A 17391-nucleotide genomic window follows, 5' to 3' on the forward strand; every position below is an offset into this window, starting at 1 on the left:
GTCGACGTGAAGGCTGCGGTGTTTACAGCCCCGTTGCTGGTGGCACCGATGGTGACCGAATCCCCAGAATTACCGCTCGACCAAACCTTGGCTGTACTCAAATCGGCACCGACGGTGTAGGTAATCTGGATAGAACCGTTCGTACCAGCGGAACCAAAGCCTCCCGAAGTAGCGTAAAACGCACCTGCACCTCCACCGCCAGCTGGAGTACCCGTCGGCCCCGAGAAAAAAAGCCCTGCTTGGGTGCTTCTGCATGAACTACCCGCAGTACCTCCAGAACTTTGGGAAACGTTATCCGCTGAGCCAAAGCCGCCGGACCCTGGAGCATAACCACCGCCACCGCCACCGCCACTTCCGCCATCAGCACCGGTAGCGGCCCCACCGGTTCCGCCATTGCCAGCGGGTACGCAGTTTGCGGCGGCTGTCATGGCTGTGCTGCCGGTGCCACCTGCCCCCGCCGTTACTACACCTCCACTCGTAGACCCGCCGCCGCCGCCGCCGCCGCCCGATGCCTGCATCAATGTAATGCCAGAGCGAACGAGCGAGCTGCTGCCGCCGCCGCCGCCGCCCGAGCCGGACGCACCACTACACCCAGGACTCCCGCCCTTTCCGCCTGACGAGGAGCCTGACCCGCCGCTCACACCACCAAAGCAACTCGAGCCGATCCCGCCCTGCCCGCCCTGCCCAACCACTCCTGTAAAAATATCACCTGATTTAACAAACAATACTGCTGTGAAGGAACTTCGCGAGCCACCGGTGCCTCCGCCTGCATTGATGTCGTTGGCCCCGCCACCGCCGCCGCCGCCGACGATGGTCACGCTAATCCGGGTCACGCCAACCGGAACAGTGAAAGGTACACCCGTGGTCACGGCATGAGCGAGTCCCGCACAGGCCATTGAAGCCAATGCAAGCCCAAGGCGTACCCGGCGTGTGCTGTTGTATCCAGCAGCCCGAACCACTGGAAAGATTGCAGCCGGAGCAGCAGATTGCGGGACAAACCAATTAAAGAAGTTACGCGTCCATGACGACGCGCCAAGTCTGTCTGTCATGTTGATTGGTTTCGATTCGGCCGCTGCATGTTCAGTCACCTCGCAAAAAGAACCGCCCGACGTGTTTGCGTTAGTCCGACTCATCACTTGGCGCCCTCCCCGGCATTCAGGCTGGCCGCCAGCGCTTCGATCGATACCGCGCCGACGATGCGGCCTTTCGGCGTCAGGAACGAAGGCGTGCCCACCCTCCCCAGCGCTTCCCAATCCTGCGTCATCGTCGCAAGGCGCGCGGTGACAGCGGCGCCGGCCATGTCGGTCTTGGCACGCGGCCAATTCACCCCGTTGGCCCTGGCCAGCAGGCTGAGCGACGCTTCGTCGGTTGGCTGGGGCGTCGGGCCGGTGAAGAGCGAGTCATGCACCTGGGCGAAGCGGCCCTGCAGATCGGCAGCGAGCGCGAACCGGGCCAGCACGGTGCTGTCGGCGCCGAGGATCGGCGTCATGACCATCACCACGCGCAGGTCGGGGCTGGACTTCAGCAGTGCGGCGATGCGGGGCTGCGCCATGCGGCAGAAGCTGCAGTTGTAGTCGAACATCTCGACCAGGGTGACCGGCGCAGCGGGCTGGCCGAGGACGGGCGCGGCGGGGTGCAGCGCCGAATAGCGCGCATAGACCGCGCGCTCGGTGGTGGCGGTGGCGGCGGCGGTGGCGGTGGCTGCAGCCTGCAGGCGCAGCACTTCTGATTTCTCGAGCGCAGCGCGTACCCATTCGGGATGCGCATCGAGAGTGCGGGCGAAAGCCGCTTCGAACTTGGCCTGGTCGATATCGTCTTTGGCGACCGAGAAAGTCACAGAGGCCGTAGGGACCGTCATCACGCGGCCCTGCGCGGAGGCCGCTGCGGGCACGGACAGGACCGCCGTGGTGGCAAGCAGGCATATGGACTTAGCGAGCATGGGGGTTCACTTCAATTTCGACGCGGCGGTTCTGTGCCCTCCCTTGTGCGGTGGCATTGGAGGCAACGGGCTCTTTTTCGCCCTTGCCTTCGCTGCGGATACGAGTGGCGTCCACGCCCTGTGCGATCAGGTAGGTGCGCACTGCGTCGGCGCGCTGTTCTGAAAGCCTCTGGTTGAAGCTGTCGGAACCGACCGAGTCGGTGTGGCCGATGGTGATCACCACGTCGTAGTCGGTGGCCTTGATTTGCGCCGCCAGCACGTCGAGTGCGGCGTGCGATTCGGGCTTGACCGATGACTTGCCGAAGTCGAACAGCGTCTCTGCCTGCAGCGTGGTCTTGGCCGGCAACGCGAGCGGCAACGGCGCCGGCGCGATCACCGGCATGGCGCGAGCTGCTTCGTTGGCAGCGGTAATGGCATCCACAGGCTTGGCGGATGCAGGCTCTCCGCCCGCCGACGCAAAGCCCAACCCCGTCTCGTCGAACTTGAAACGCAGTCGTACATAAGCACCTTTGCTCGTGTACTCGTTGGCGGTCAGGTCGCGGTCTTTCAGGCCGACGACGTTGTAGCCGGCCGAGACCCACGTATTTTTGTAGGCCTGGTAGCCCACCTCGACGCCGGCGGTCTTTTGCAGTCCGCCGCCCTTGCCGTAAAGCACGCCCGCCTGCACGCCGACGTCCCAATCGGCGTTCAGGTCCTTGGTCCAGCGGGCTTGCACCAGGTGAGCCCAGTAAGTGCTGGGCAGCACCCCGTCGTCGGCGCGGCTGACCTTGGCGGCGTAGCGCGCGGTGATGACGGTGCCGCGTTCAGGGTTGAAGTTGAGGTGCGCTGAAACGATGTCGGCACTGGTGGTGCCCGGCAGGGTGGCGTTGCCGGAGTCGCTGCCAAAAGCGCTTCCGCCGCTGAGGGCGCCGGCCGAGTTGCCACCACCGACGATCTTTTCAGAGCGATGCTCGTAGCGTGCCAATGCGTTCCACGTATCGGTGTCGACCGGCCGGTAGGCCAGGCCAATCTGGTGGCGCTGCAAGTGACGCTCGTTGCCCGCATTGGCGCCCTGCCCTTCGCTGTCGCTGATCACGCTGCGCGCCAGCAGGCTCACTTCAGGGTTGAGCTTGTAGCCGGCGCCCGCGCTGAACAGGCGCGTGTTGGCGTCGTCACCATTGCGGGCTTCGAGCACACCGCTCGCCTTGAAGGCACCATCGCTGTATTCCGCGCCGCCCGTGATGGCAGTCGATTCGCCCAGGCCAGTGGACGCGTAGCCGTTGCCGCTGTTCACGCTGTTGCTGGCACCGCTCAGACTGCGGGTGTGTTCCATGCCGGCAGTCAGTCGCAGGTGGTCGGTCACCTTGAAGGTGTTGCGCACACCCAAAGCAGCTTGCGCCGAACGGCCGTCGATGCTGTCTGCCAGGCGGTACTCGTTGTACACACGGCCGCCCTCCATGTAGGCGCTCTCGATGCCGACGATGCCCACGTTGTGGGTCTGCGTGCTGGTCGCGTCATAGGGCCCGTTCAGCGACGAGACCAGTTCATAGCGGGCGTAAGCGCGCGTCTTGTCGGTGATCGCGTAATTGCCGCCGACCGCAACGGTATGGCGACTGCCGTCTTTGACGTCTTGCTCGCCTTCGACGAACACCTGTGCCTGTGGCAGACCGGGCACCGCCGATGAGAGGCGCGCGCGCACCGTGGTGAGGCTCTCGTTCTGGGTGCTGGCGGAAGTGGCTGCCGAGCCGAGCGCGGTCACGTTGCCGGCACCGACGCTGCCGCCGAGCTGGCCGTTGTAGGTGGAGATCTGCCCGTAGTCGAAGCCCGAGCTGGAGCCGAGGCCCGTCGTGCTTTGTCCCTGTCGCAGACCGACTTCGGCCACGAGCGTGTCGCTCAGTTTCTTCTGTGCGCTCACCGTCGCACCTTTGGTGCCGCCGGTCAGCAGTGCGTCCTTGCTGTAGAGCGCTTCGGCGCGCACAGCAGTGGTTGGATCGACCCTGTATTCAGCGCGGGCCGAGACTTCGGTGCGTCCGGCCATGATGGAGGCGCCGGGGTTGTCGAAACCTTCGCTGGTCTTGCTGGCCAACGCAACGACGGCGAGTTTTTCGTCCTGATAGCGCGCTTCGACCCGGCCAGCGTTCCCCTTGCCCTTTGCGTCGGATTCGGTATGGACCAGTTCGGCCGCCACGGTCGTGTTGTCGCCGATACGGGCAATGCCGGTCACGGCCTCGAGCTTGCGTTTGTTTTGCGGGTTCTGGTCGGTGCTGGCGACCACGCCGAGCTGCACGCGCTCACCCACCTTGACCTGGACATCGGTGCCGGCCACGGTGAACTTGGGCCCGCCGCTGTCGACCTCATAGGTGACGCGGATCGACTGCGGGTTCAGGTTGGCATCGACCGAGGAGATCGGATGCGTGAACAGAATGCGGCGCGTCAACGGCTCGACCGTGTAGTCGACGAAGCGCGCCACCGGCGTGCGCAGCAGCACGATGTTCGGCTGGTTGCGGTCGCGAACCATGACTTCGATCTGCTCGCTGTTGTCGACGAAATCACCGCCCGTGGCGCTCAGGTAGTAAGGACCCGAGGTACCGACGGCGCGAAACTCTTCGACTTGCTGGACCTGCGCGGTGCGGCTCACGTAGCTGGTGGCGCGCACCGTGTCGTCTTCATAGACGTGCTTGAGTCCGGTGAGCGACCGATTGCTCTGGCTCAGGTTGCGCACCTCGGTGCTGCTGGCGGTGGTGAAGTCGCCGTACAGCAGATAGCTGCGATTTTTGTCGATGCGCACATAGAGCTTCTGCGTGCTTTGCGCATCGAAGCCTTTCACCGACGAGTCGCCGTAGACCGGGTAGAACTCGTCAGGACGGATGTCGCGGAACAGGCGGTCTTTTTCGGTCTTGTCGGAGTCGAAAGACGCGGTCAGCAGATAGTCGCCCTTGACGGTGCCCTTGAAGAAGAACGCCGCACGGCCGGAGGCGCGCCGGTCGCCGCTCTGGTCTTTCAGTCCTGTCAGCTCGGCCTCGAAGGCGGCGCCGGCAGGCATGGTGCCCAGCGCCAGGTTGCCGCGCTTGGTGAAGTCGAGCACGCCTTCGACAATGCCGACGCCGATCATCGGCCGCATCTCCGGCAACAGCGCCAGCCGCACTTCCTTGCCGAGGTCGCCGGCCGTCACACGGATGCGTGCATCGCCTGGCTCGCCGGGCGGCAGCAGACGAAACTCCGCCGTGCCGCCCTCCATGAACACCTGCGTGCCGGGCTCGGCCGGATTCAGGTCTTCGTCCAGCCAGCGGCCACGGTCGCTTTCAAGCGTGAGCTGAGTCCGGGCAGTGACCGGAACGCCTGCGGCATCGACCAGGCGCACCTTGACGATGACGGGTGTCCGCAGGTCAGCGCGTGCCACTTCGGGCAAATCGATCTGGATGGCGGCAAGCTTGTCGGGAGCAGTCAGGCTGATCTGTACCGGCGCGCCATGCGCGTTGCCGAAATCGTCGACCGCATCGAGCTGCAATGTGTTGCGGCCCGGCTTGAGCAGCACGCCGATGTATTCCCAAGCACCGATCTTCCTGGAGGCGAGTTGCGTCTTCTTGCCCACCCGACTCGCATCGATCGCGATGCCGTTGACGGTCAGGCGCAGAGACAAGGCCGCCTCGCCCTTGACGCGCACGTTGAGAGACTGGCTGGCAACGGTGTCGCCATCTTTGAGGCCGATGAAGCCGAGTGCGTTGCTGTCGATCTGCGGCAGGAGCACTTCGAGGTCGATGGCGCTCGGGGTGGCTTGCATCAGCAGGGCCTGGCTGCGCGGCTCCAGCATGGCACCGCTGGCGCCGATCGGGCGGCTCGCAAAGGCGCCTGCACCGGTCGCGCTACCGCTCACAGCCGACGAAGGCAGTCCATTGGTCGGCAAACCACTGAGTGACGAAAAGAGGCTGCCGGCCGGGGTGGGTGCTGCGGCGCTCATGCTGCCCAAAGTGCCGCCGCCGCCCGTACCGCCAGCCGCGCTCACGAAGGTGCTGGTCTTGCCGTCAGGCACCGGCAGCGCAATCAGCGGCGCAGACGTGCGTTGCACCGCACCGGTGCTGCCGCTGGACAGCGACTGACCGCTGGCCGGCAGCGAGCGTGTGTCGCCGACCGGAATGATCTTGCCCTCGGGGTCCAGACGCAGGCGGACCTGCGCTTCGGCTTCGGTGTCGGGCAACGCCGCAATGGCGGCGCGACGGGCGGCCACCTCATCGATCATTGCCTTGTCGTCGCAGTTGGTGATGATGAAGTTGGCTTTGTGGAACTCGCCCTTCTTCAAGTCGACGAAACGGCTTTCGGGCGTGCCCGAGTTGCGGTTGTCCAGCACTTCCAGGCGCGCGCCGCGAGGCAAGGTGGTCTGGTCCAGCCGCAGCACATGCGTGATGGGCTTCAAGCCGTACAGGCTCCACTTGCCTTCGACGTCGGTCACGACGTTGGTGCCGTTTTCCAAGTACAGGCGCACACCGGGCACGCCGAGCTCGTCCAGGCCCTCTTGCTTGCCGTCGCGCTTGCAATCCAGGTACACCTTGCCAAAGGCGAATGCGTCGTCCGAGAAAACGCCACCCGTGACCCGCACTCGCCAACTGGCCAGGTTGGATTGAATCGGACCCGAGGACGCGCGCGCACGGTTGACGGCATCGCCATTCGTCGGCGCACCCACGCCGATACGCAGGCGATACCGAACCACAGCAGACTGATCCGGTCCCAGGGTCAGCGCCGGAAATCCGAAGCCCAGCAACGGCCCTGCGCCGCCTGCCGGGTTGGCAGCGACGGCACCGTTCAGCCGCGCGCTGTTCGCCACGAAGGCGAAGCCGGGTGGCAGGCTGTCGCTGAAGTTCACACCAGTGATCGGAAAGCCCGTCTTGTTGGTGACGGTCAGCGCGTAGTCGATGAAGTCGCCGAACTCGGCCTGGCGTTTGCTGCCGTCCTTGCGCAGCAGCAGGCCCAGCACGTTGCCCGGGTCCAGCGGAATGTGGTCATGCACCGCATCGCACGCGGTGCCGTCCGGGTTCACGCCTGACACGACTGCAAAATAATAGGTTGTCGGGTCTGAGGGTTGGGGCGACGTGATGTTGGGCACGATGGCGCCGCAACTGGCAAAACTGCCCGGTGTCGGCGGGATGAGCAGCGACGGGTACACATAGCCACTGCCCGCGGGCGGTGTCACGGAAATGCCGTACGTGCACAAGCCGGTGATCGGTGGCGACTGCAGGTAGAACTGATAGGCGCCATCGGCCCCCGTCGTCATGGAGATGCTGCCGTTGGCGTTGAACGTGTAGGTGCCTGAACTGGCGCCGTTGATTTCAGCGGCGATGATGGGCGTGACCGGGCCGCTGCTGCAAGACTGCCGCGTGTAGGTGACGAGTGCCCCGGCCACCGGCTGGCGCGTCACCGAGTTGTAGACGGTGCCCTGCGGATCGACCAGCAGCGACTGCACCGAACTGGCGGTCGCGGCGACCAGCATCGCCGGTGTGACGTTGATGGTGTTTTGATCGAACGCTGCGGCCCAGGCCTTGTTGATCACCGTCACGCGGTTGCCCATGGCAGTAGCCTTCTCGGTGACGCGCACGGTGAAGGTGATCTGCTCGCTCTGGCCGGGCGCCAGAGCGCGGCTGCCATCGGTCATGCTCAGTGCCGCTTCGGTGGGCAGGCTGAACGGGTCCGCGCTGTTGAGTGTGGTCCGATTGCAAATGGCTTGGCCCGTGAAGCTGGCCGCCGGGTTCAACAGCCCACTGAGCATCTTGGGCGCGCTCAGAAGTGCCCACGAAGCAATCAAGCCGTTCGGGTTGTCCATGTTGAACGTGCAATTGAGGTTGTCAATCACGCGCACATTGGGTGCCGGAGCGACGCCGGTGTTCGTCACCTTCAGCGTGTAGTCGACGTCGTAGACACCGGCGGAAACACGGCGCGACATCGATGCGCTCTTGACCAGTGACAGCGATGGGAGTTGCGTCGATACCGGCGTGGGCGAGGTGTTGTTGTTCGGATTGCCATCGCCCGTGGGGTTGGGGTCGGTGCCGTCGACGGAGTCGTCAAATATCGTTGGCGCCGCACCGGCGGCAAGCGCGCTGGCTACCCGGACGCTGTTGTAGAGGGTGCCGGTGCGACCGGTGAAATTGACGCGTGCATCAAACTGCACCGTGAACTGCGCGCCGACCGGCAATACAGCCCCGGGAGCGAGCAAATTAGGCGCAGCCGCGGTGCCGGCAAAAGCCGGGTTAGCGATGGCGACGGTGCCGCTCACACCGTTACCCTGATTGCTTGCGATCGACACCGTACCGGGCACGATGGTGTACTGATTGGCCGCTGGGACGGGGGCTGCGGTGTAGGTTCCGAACTGGGTCGCACCGGCGCCTTCGAGCACGTCGGGCGCCTGCACGTCGTAGAGCCACACCGCGCCATAGTTGCGGACGTTGACACTGAAATGCACGGTGGCGGTGCCGTCGAGCTGGCCGTCCGCGCCGCGGTTCACCTTGGGCGAGGAAGCGCCCTTGGCTACGCCGATGCGGGCTTGGGTCGACGTAATGACGACCGTGTTGGAAGATGCTTCGGTCGGGCTGACCGAGTCGTTGTAGTCACTCTGGGCCGTGTTGCGTATGTCACCCGTCTGGCTGGCGTTGACCTTGACGCCGAACTGCATCGCGAAGGAACCGTTGCGTACCACCGGCGTCGAAATGCCGATGGCAACTTCGATGGCAGAGGCGTCCTCCACCGTGCGGTAGCTGAAAGGTGCGTCTGAGGGAAGACGATAAAGCTTGATTGAATTGGCTGCGGCGCTTTGTAACGAACCGACGATGTATTGCGTGCCGACGGGGACCAGGTCGCGCACCAGCACGAGGGCCGCGGGCGCACCGTTGACCAGCACAGGCGTGTTGGTGGGCGCTACGACGTTGCTAGGCTGGGCATCTTGCGAACCGATGTTCGCACCTGATACGGTGAAGTCGATTCGGGTCGTGCCTGGAATCACCAAGCCGGGATACGTTGCGCTCTTGCTGATGGCAATGACCGCCACATTGCCGACCGTCACGACGTCGTGGTTGACGGCGCTCAGATTCTGCATCGCCGTGGTGGCCACAAGCGCCATACAGGCATTGCCAGCGCCGACCGCGGGAATCGTGCCTTGAACCAGCAGCGAAGCGGTTTCACCCGGCTGCAAGACGAGCGCGCCGCCGCTATTCAGTACGATGACCGGATCACTGCTGTCGACCACGCCGTTGTTGTTTGTGTCGCGCACGATGCGCAGCGACGACAGGTCGAGCGTGTCGGGCGAGCAACCCACGCCGTTGTTGCTGAAATTGAGGGTGTAGCTGGACGCCACGTTGCCGGTGTTGGTTAGCAGGTGACTCAGCGTCACGACCGCCGCCGGCGGCCGCGTGACCGACTGGTCCTGGGTGAGCACCAGCGCCTCCACCGGTAGCACGGTGGCCAGCACGGCGTTCGAATTGGTGGTTTCGGTTTGCGAAAAACCAGCTGGCACATAGGTGCCTGTAGCGACGTTGCGAATCACTGCGCCGCCCGGCGCTGGTGCGGCCTGCACCAACGCGCTGCCGACCAACAGTACGGCGCCAGCAATAAGTGCCTTGCCGACCTTGCGCCATCGCAACAAGCCAGCGCTGGCCTTTTCTAAATGGGAATACACGCGATGAACCTTCCGCTGCCCCCCGTTGCGCAGGGGCATTCAATATTTGGAAACTTTTTCCGCTGGGGCCTGGGCGTGCTTGTGGCGTTGAGCCCGTTCAAGCCGCAGAGGAAAAAGGCGAAGCACCTCCGCCGAGGTGGTGCGTCGCAAAAAAGTCCGGCGGGCTGGAGACCCGCCGGAAGTCAAACGCAGATCAGAAGTTGACCTTGACGTTGAACATCAGCGTGGCGCTGCCGCCGGGCTGGACGGTGGCGGCCGTACCGCAGCTCACCGTGGAGGCGGTCGATGCGTAGTTCGCATTGGCAAGCACCGGAGTCGTGTTGACGGAGCTGCACCGCGTGCCCGGTTGCGTGGCACCCGTGAGGCTGGTGTAGGCCGGCACTGCGTCGTTGATCGACATCTGCGTGACCGGGGCTGCGCCCTGGTTGGTCGCGACGATCTTGTAGACGATGCATTCGCCTGGCTTGGCAACCAGTGCAGTGGCTGCGACTGGCGTGACCAAACCGGTGCAAGCCGTGTCGAGCGCTTGCAGCTTGTCAAGGCGCATCTGGCCGGTCACGACAGTGCTCAGGTCGGTCGCCGATGGCGTGCCGCACGAGGTTGCGCCAGCGGGGAATGTCACCGTCACAGTAGCCGTGTCGGTTGCGCCTGCTGTGGCGCCGCCCGGTGCGAACACCTTGACCAGCAGCTTTTGCGTGCCACTTGCCAACAGCGGGCCGGCAATGGAGCCCGAGATCAGCGTGTCACCAGCATCGATCATGCCGTCGCCGTTGTTGTCGATATACAGCGCGGTTGTCCAACCGGCGCTGACGTCGGCAGGCGGCAGCGCTGCAGCAACCGTGTACGGTCCTGCGCAGCTCTGGGCACCGGTGTTGGTCAGCGTGTGGGCATACACAACAGAGCCGCCTGGTGCGACTTGACCATTGTTGTTTGGCGTCAGCGTGGCGCTGTACGTCGCGGCAAGAGTCACCGTCACGGCGTCTGTCTTGGTGTCGATGGCGGTAGCACCCGTCGACGTTGCGAGGGTCGAGCGAATCTGGAAGTAGATGAACTGCGCGGTCACTGCCACTTGCGAGGCGGGTGGCGTCACGCAGGCTTCAACTTGCGTCTGGCCGCCATTGGCCGTCACGGCCACCGTGGTGATGGCAGCCGATGCACAGGTGCCACCGGAAGCCACGAACTTGACCGTCCATCCAGCGGGCAGGCTGCCTGGGAAGGACGTCGTCTGGCTCGCCGCAAGGCTGTAGGTATTGGCAACCGTGTCGTTGTTCTTCACGAACAACGTGAAGACCGTGCCGGTACCGGCCGCCGTGGAGTTCGTCGTGGTCGGGCTAGGGCTTGGGCCCGTGCCGACGTCGCCGTTGCCGGTGGTGCCGCTCACGCCATTGCCGCTCGCGGTATTGGTCAGGTCGACCAGCACGCCAACAAGGGCGGTGATGGTGTCGCGCGTCGTTTCAGACTTCGTGCTGTCGCCAGTCGATGTACCCGTAACGATCGCGCTGAACGGACCCGTGGGAATGACTGCTGGCGAAGGCAGCGTGGCTGCAACCACGATCGTCGCACTCAAGCCGGCCGCGATCGGGCCCGTGTCCACAACGCCATCGCTGTTGTTGTCGATCAACGGCGTCAGGCCATCGGCGGCAAAGAACTTGAAGGTCGTGCCCGCAGGGAAGCTACCCAAGGCGGCCGTCAGATTGACGATGTCGCTCGAGTTGCCGGTGTTGAACACCGTCTGCGTGAACTTCACCGTGCTGCCGGCGGCGGCGCTGGCAATCGTGGTGGTGTCGTTGGCGGTTGCATTGGGCACGCCAGCGCTGGTGTCGATCGCTGTCGTTGAGCTACCGGCAGCAGAACCCAGGACGATGCCGAAGGTGCCCGTGACGGTGAACGACGCAGGATTGGTCGGCGAAGTCACACCGGTCGGGGCGCTCGAGGTGGAGCCTGTCGCGTCGATCGGGTTGTACATCGCGGTGTTGGTGGTGGTCGACGTGCCGATGACGGCCGTGTTGTTCACCATCACCACAAAGCTGATCGTTTGCGAAACGTTGGCGCCCAACGAGTTCACCACGGCGGTCACGACGTTGCCGGATGCCTGGTAGTCGATGCCGGTCGAATCACCCAGGGCTGCGTCGGTCAGGGCGACGCCAGGAGCATTGCTCCAGACGGCAGAGCCAGGAACGTACGTGAAGCCTGCGGGCAAGGTGTCCTTGATCGCGAACATGCCGGCTGCAGCGCCGGTGTTGCTGAAATTCAACGTGTACACGGTGTACACGCAACCAGCGCTTGGTGTCGTAGCACCCGCGACAGTCGCTAAACAGCTCGCCGCTGAGCGCGGGCCGCTGGCCGAAGCGGTAGGCCACACGCCGCCATTGGCCGACCATGGAACCGCCGGAACGTTCAAGCCCTTCGTCGAGTTGAAAGCCGCACCGGTCGTGAGGTTCACGTGATCGACGTCGGCTGCCGACGTGTTGCCAACGGCGTAAAGCGCCGTGGTCGTCGGTGTGGCAGTGATCGTGGCCGAGACAGGCGAGGTGAACGACGAGGTCGTCGCGGTACCCGGGATCGAGTAAGCGACTACGAACTGAAACACGCCGTTGTTGCCGGCGACTGTCTGTGCGGTGACGTTACAGGCGGCAGTGGGCACGGCGGTACACAACGGTGTCGTGCTGTCCGGCAAACCGTCGCCGTTGACATCCGCGAACACCTGGACCTGCGTGAAGCCGTTCGGGCTGGCAGGTGCGGCGATCGACAGACTGAAAGTGTCGGTGCCGTTGCCGGTGTTGGTCAGGACGTGAGGCGCATACACCGTAGCGCCTGCAGCGCCGGTCTTGGTGTTGATGACGGTCGTGGTCACCGATGAAACGGTGTCCAGCGTGAAGGAGCCGACTTGCTGAACCGTGGTCTGCACCAGGTTAGAGGTCGCCAGTTGACTGGCTCCATTCGGATCGAGGTACGTGGCCGAGGCCTGGTTCCCGATGATGGTGTTGGCGGGCGGCGCTGCGGCCATGACTCCGGAACTTCCAAAAAGGAAGCCCAGCGTCAGGATTGCGGCGCCAGCCCATGTCTTGCGCGGCTGGAAGCCTGCGCGACGGGTTGGCGAATTGGAAAGCACTTGATTTCTCCTGGAGGTGATCAAAAAAGGAACAAAAAAAACCCGGCAAGTGCTCTCGTTGGTGAAAAGCAATGACCGGGGTGCACGTCAAACAAAGAAAGAAGGAGAAACCACGAGGGCGTCGTTATCAGCGCGGCGTGCCGCTGGCAGCGGGCTGCACGGCAACCGGAGGCGCCTGCGGCGCGGCTGCGGATGTCTTTGGTGCAGGCGGCACGACGATCTGCACCTTGGCGCGGGCCGACACGGCAGTCACGCCGTTGGCAGGCAACTGCCCAAGCGTCCAGCGCAACGACCGGTAGTCACCGTATGCAACCGGTTCGGTCTTGCCCGCCACGATGTGGGTAAGAGGCTCGGCGGCGAAGACGCCATCCTTGGCAGCAGCCTTGACCAATGCAGCGCCGGGTTTGGCGCTTTTCGGGAGGTACTCGAGGCCTTCTGGAATCGGCAGGTTTGCGACCAGTCCGGTCACGGCCTTGCCGGTGTTGTTGGTGTACGTCGCCTTGTATTCGACGATGTCACCCGGCTTGACCGAAGCTGCGTCCTGCAGCTGCTCGGTGCCGTCGGCGGCCTTGACCACCTTCGACTGTGTCAGGACCACAGCGACGACTTTTTTCTCAGCAACGGCTGCAGCGTCTTTGGCAACGACAGTCTGAGCGAATGCCGGCACAGCCAGGAAAGTCACCAGCACGACGCCGGCATGGATTCGAGCGGCCAGACGCGCAAGGATCTTTCCGGCAGGTCGACGAGTGGCGGCAGACAAATTGGTAATTGACATGAAAACTCCAGTTCAAAGGTCAGTTAAAAGGGATAAAGACAATTCATTAACAGTCGTCGTGAATTGATAATTCGGCAAAAGCTTTTTGCTCATGGGCTCCGAATGCCGCGAACTTTATTTGTAAACGTCAAAAACGAAGGTGAACAAAATCACGAATTAGCACGATCACGACAGTATTTACTTTATTAATTTCTTAATTACATTTAGTTCACCTTTGTCAACTACAAAAAAACTTTTGTATTCAATATTTATGAAACCTATTTATGTACCAAAGTGTGTTTTTTGATTGGTTATGTAACGTTTGAGACGTGCCAACCCACCGCAAAAACGCATGGATGTGCGCAAACAACAACTCTCGAAGGAATCGGATGAGCAAGGCGGTCTTAACGTCGCCCTGCAGAGCAGCTCGCACGTACCAAAAGGGTTGGCAGTGGTTATTTGCTGACGCTGCGATAGCGAGCAAGGCAGGTCTGCCGGCGAGTGGGCACTTTGGCGTGCAGCGGCCCATTCGACCGAGGCCGCAAGGCAATCAATAGAAGAGATTCACCGCGCGAAGATATCAATTCATTGCCGAAGGCAAATCAATTGCGGGGATTTCGAATTGTTCGATGCCGGACGGTCGCATCCGTGGCTTCGATGAAATCCAGGGGTGAACTTATATAGCCGACAACAGCGCCTGCAAACTCGCCGGTGGTAACACCGCCATCCGCAGGTAACCGGGCAACCCGAACGAGGTGCAGTCGCGCAACTTGACTCCGGCGGCGCGCAATCGTGTAAGCAAGGGTGTCAGCGGAACACGGGGTTCGACGCAGAAGAAATTGGCATCGCTGGACAGGAGCCGCCAGTCGGTCGCGTCCCTAAGCAATTCGCATTGCACGGTCTTCCACGCTCTTAGGGTATGCCGGCTCTCGGCAAGCCACACCTGGGCGTCCTCTTGCGTCCAGCAATCCAGCAGCGCGGCGCCGTGGGCGCCGAGCGGCCACGACGGCGCGAGTGCATCGACGCGCTCACGCAGGCGCTGGGCGCCGACCTTGGGCGCGATGCCGTAGGCCGCGCGGATGCCGGTGCATCCGAGCGCCTTGTTGGGCGTCCACAGTTGCCATACGCGGTCACGCTGTGCTTCGGTCAGCGCGGGATCGCCTGTCAGTCGGAGGGGCGCATAGGCGAAGTCGACAACCACAGGGGCGCGCCGCGCCTCCATCGCATCGAGCAGTGCCGGGAGTCCCGTCGGGGTTTGCCCGAGCGGACTCGACGGATCGCAAGACCACGCCAGGTCGACGACGCTCCAGTCCGATGCCTCGCGCACGATATCGAAAGACCAGCCCCGCGCGACGCGGGCGTAGTCGCCGTAACTTTGTGCCGGCAGCGCGACGCATCGGCCACCACCCTGCGCCACGGCAGCTGTGATGCGGTGAATGAATTCGCTCGCACTCGCCGCGATCACGATGCGCGCTGAATCGACGCCGTGAAACGCAGCGAGTCGCTCGCGCAACCTGATCGAGCGCGGGTCGGGATAGCGGCTCGCATCGACCGACTGCAGCGCCTTCAGTGCTATCGGACAGGGACCGCAGCCATTGCCGTTGCTGGAAAAGTCGTGCGGTACGGCACCGGCAGCATCGGGGCCACCGTGCTCGTCCGATAGGTCGTTCACCATGCCAGTGCGGTCACGGCGGCGATGGCCGCCAGCGCCAGCAAGACCCGGTGGCCGAGTACTACGGCGCGCGCCGTGTCGGCCGCAACCGGTGGCCGCGCCGGCGCGTTGAGCGCGTACACACCCGGCTTACCGAGCCGCACCCCGAGAGCCAAAGCCATGGCGGCCATGGGCCAGCCGCTGTTCGGCGACGGCGTTCGGGCTGCCTCGCGGCGCAATTCGCACCAGGCCCTAAGCGCTGCATGCGACGGGCGCACCGACACCATCAGCAGCAAAGCCGTGATGCGGGCCGGCACCCAGGACAGCGCGTCATCCGCCCGCGCCGCCCACTTGCCGGCCCATGTCCAGTCGCGCCCGCCGCGTGTGCCGCGGTAGCCCCACATCGCATCGGCGGTGTTCGCAAAGCGATAGACGGCGGCACCGGGCAAACCGAGCAACATGAACCAGAAGATCGGCGCAATCACCGAATCATTGAGGTTCTCTGCCAGCGATTCGATGGCGCTTTCGCGCACTTCGCTTTCGGTCAGTGCGGCGACGTCGCGACTGACCAGCCTTGCGAGTTGCGCGCGGCCCGCGTCGAGCGACGCACCCAGGGCGACCTCCACCGCGACGACTTCGCGATGCAACATGCGCCATGAGAGCAGCGGCTTGAGCAGCAACGCCAACGACGCGATGGTCGCCCACGCGGGCAGTTCGAGCAGCCACCTCTGCAGCACGATGGCGACGATGAACACGACGCCCGCACCGCCGCACCACGCCACAGCGCCCGCCGCAAAAGCTTGCGCCGACGGCGTCGGAATGCACCGCCCGATCCGGTCGAGGTAGTTGCCCATCCACACCACCGGATGCCAGCGCACCGGAGGCTCGCCGAACCAGTGATCGATCGCGAGGGCCAACCAAAGCGCGCCGCTCAAAACGCCCGCGCTGGCGACCCACGGCAACGCGTCGAAGGCAGTCGTCACGCGGCCACTCAGTCCGAGTTGCAGGTACCGACCTGCGGCGCGTCGAACAAGGCCGAGGGCCGACCCCAGCGATCGTCGAACACCATCGACGACAAGGGAGAGCGTTGCGCCCAACGCTCGCGCTGCAGCATCGGCTCGTCGTAGAAGCCATGCACCGGACCCAGGCACAGCAAGGCGATCGGCTCCGCGCCTTCCGGCAGACCGAGCAACGCGCCGACCGCGACAGGATCGAACAGCGAAACCCACCCCATGCCCATCCCTTCGGCCCGCGCCGCGAGCCACAGGTTCTGGATGGCGCAAGCGGCAGAGGCAAGGTCCATTTGCGGCAAGGTGCGGCGGCCGAACACATGGCGCTCGCGTCCGTCGGTGAGCGTCACGGCCAGCACTTCGGCTGCTTCGAGCAAGCCCTCCACCTTGAGCCGCATGAACGCGTCTTCGCGCTCGCCGAGCGCCTGCGCCGTCTGAACGCGCTCCTGCTCGACCAGGCCGTGAAGTCGCTGGCGCAGCGCTGCATCGCGGATGCGGATGAATCGCCACGGCTGCATGAAGCCGACGCTGGGCGCATGGTGCGCAGCGTCGAGCAGCCGGCGCAGCAACGCGGGTGCCACCTCGCCGCCGGCAAAGTGCCGCATGTCGCGACGCTGATGGATGGCGCGGTACACGGCGCGCTGATCGGCTGCTGCGAAGGCGTCTGGCGTCGGCTGCGACATGGTCAGTCCTCGCTGTCGCGTTGCGTCGGGATGCCGGCCGTGAACGCGTGCTTGACCATCTGCATCTCCGTGACCGTATCGGCGAGTTCGATCAACTCCGGCGGGCAGCGCCGACCAGTGAGCACGACGTGCACCTCCTTGGGCCTTTCGCGCAACGTGACCAGCACGTCGTCGAGTGGCAACCAGCCGCAGATGAGCGGGTAGGTGATCTCGTCGAGCACCACCAAGAAATAGTCGCCCGAGAGGATCGACGCCTTGGCCTTCAACCAGCCATCGCGCGCAAGCTGGCCCGACTGTTCGAGGTGCTGGTCTTTCCAGCCGAAGCCGTCGCCGAGGCCTTCGATCGGGATGCCGAGTTGCTCGAACATCCGGTGTTCACCTAAGAGCGCGCTTGGCGCTTTCATGAATTGCCAGACCTTCACTGACTTGCCGCGCCCATGCGCGCGCAAGGCCAGACCGAAAGCCGCAGTGCTTTTTCCCTTGCCATCGCCGGTGTTGACGATGACGATGCCGCGGCGCTCCCCTTCGGGCTTTTCATACGGCTTGGCCGAAGGTGGTGTTTCAATTTCCATGAGAGTCGGTCCTGCGGTGGTGCGCTTGTGCGGT

At 64.0% G+C, this 17391-nt stretch carries 8 protein-coding genes; all 8 read right to left on the minus strand.

Annotated features, from left to right (window positions below; translation table 11 throughout):
• Nucleotides 1–1132: 1132 nt before the first annotated feature.
• Nucleotides 1133–1939 (minus strand): DsbA family protein, encoded by an 807-nt coding sequence (locus RCH10_RS12355; RefSeq protein WP_409052577.1) that lies wholly within the window; start codon nt 1937–1939, stop codon nt 1133–1135.
• Entirely contained in the window at nt 1929–9575 is a 7647-nt protein-coding gene (locus RCH10_RS12360; RefSeq protein ID WP_409052578.1) for an OmpA family protein, read from the minus strand. The genes RCH10_RS12355 and RCH10_RS12360 overlap by 11 nt, the downstream gene beginning before the upstream one ends.
• Before the next feature lie 193 nt (nt 9576–9768).
• Nucleotides 9769–12687: a beta strand repeat-containing protein gene (locus RCH10_RS12365; protein WP_409052579.1), complete on the minus strand. Its 2919-nt coding sequence runs from the start codon at nt 12685–12687 to the stop codon at nt 9769–9771.
• A 127-nt stretch (nt 12688–12814) separates the two neighbouring features.
• Complete coding sequence (locus tag RCH10_RS12370; protein WP_409052580.1) at nt 12815–13462, minus strand: hypothetical protein; 648 nt, start codon at nt 13460–13462, stop codon at nt 12815–12817.
• Nucleotides 13463–14117: 655 nt separating this feature from the next.
• Complete coding sequence (locus RCH10_RS12375) at nt 14118–15116, minus strand: aminotransferase class I/II-fold pyridoxal phosphate-dependent enzyme (RefSeq protein ID WP_409052581.1); 999 nt, start codon at nt 15114–15116, stop codon at nt 14118–14120.
• Nucleotides 15110–16075, minus strand: coding sequence for an adenosylcobinamide-phosphate synthase CbiB (gene cbiB, locus RCH10_RS12380; protein WP_409052582.1), 966 nt, complete (start codon nt 16073–16075; stop codon nt 15110–15112). The genes RCH10_RS12375 and cbiB overlap by 7 nt, the downstream gene beginning before the upstream one ends.
• 8 nt (nt 16076–16083) lie before the next feature.
• On the minus strand, nt 16084–16785 hold the full coding sequence (gene bluB, locus RCH10_RS12385; RefSeq protein ID WP_409052583.1) for a 5,6-dimethylbenzimidazole synthase: 702 nt from the start codon (nt 16783–16785) through the stop codon (nt 16084–16086).
• Nucleotides 16786–16787: 2 nt separating this feature from the next.
• The gene (cobO, locus tag RCH10_RS12390) at nt 16788–17357 is read right to left on the minus strand and encodes a cob(I)yrinic acid a,c-diamide adenosyltransferase (protein ID WP_409052584.1); all 570 of its coding nucleotides are present in this window, start codon (nt 17355–17357) and stop codon (nt 16788–16790) included.
• Nucleotides 17358–17391 lie beyond the last annotated feature (34 nt).

The sequence above is a fragment of the Variovorax sp. GrIS 2.14 genome (assembly GCF_046115955.1).
Taxonomy (GTDB): Bacteria; Pseudomonadota; Gammaproteobacteria; order Burkholderiales; family Burkholderiaceae_C; genus Variovorax.

Coding starts and splice junctions, on each gene's coding strand:
- RCH10_RS12355 (WP_409052577.1), bottom strand. CDS start 1,939: ATGCTCGCTAAGTCCATATGCCTGCTTGCCACCACGGCGGTCCTGTCC.
- RCH10_RS12370 (WP_409052580.1), bottom strand. CDS start 13,462: ATGTCAATTACCAATTTGTCTGCCGCCACTCGTCGACCTGCCGGAAAG.
- RCH10_RS12375 (WP_409052581.1), bottom strand. CDS start 15,116: ATGGTGAACGACCTATCGGACGAGCACGGTGGCCCCGATGCTGCCGGT.
- bluB (WP_409052583.1), bottom strand. CDS start 16,785: ATGTCGCAGCCGACGCCAGACGCCTTCGCAGCAGCCGATCAGCGCGCC.
- cobO (WP_409052584.1), bottom strand. CDS start 17,357: ATGGAAATTGAAACACCACCTTCGGCCAAGCCGTATGAAAAGCCCGAA.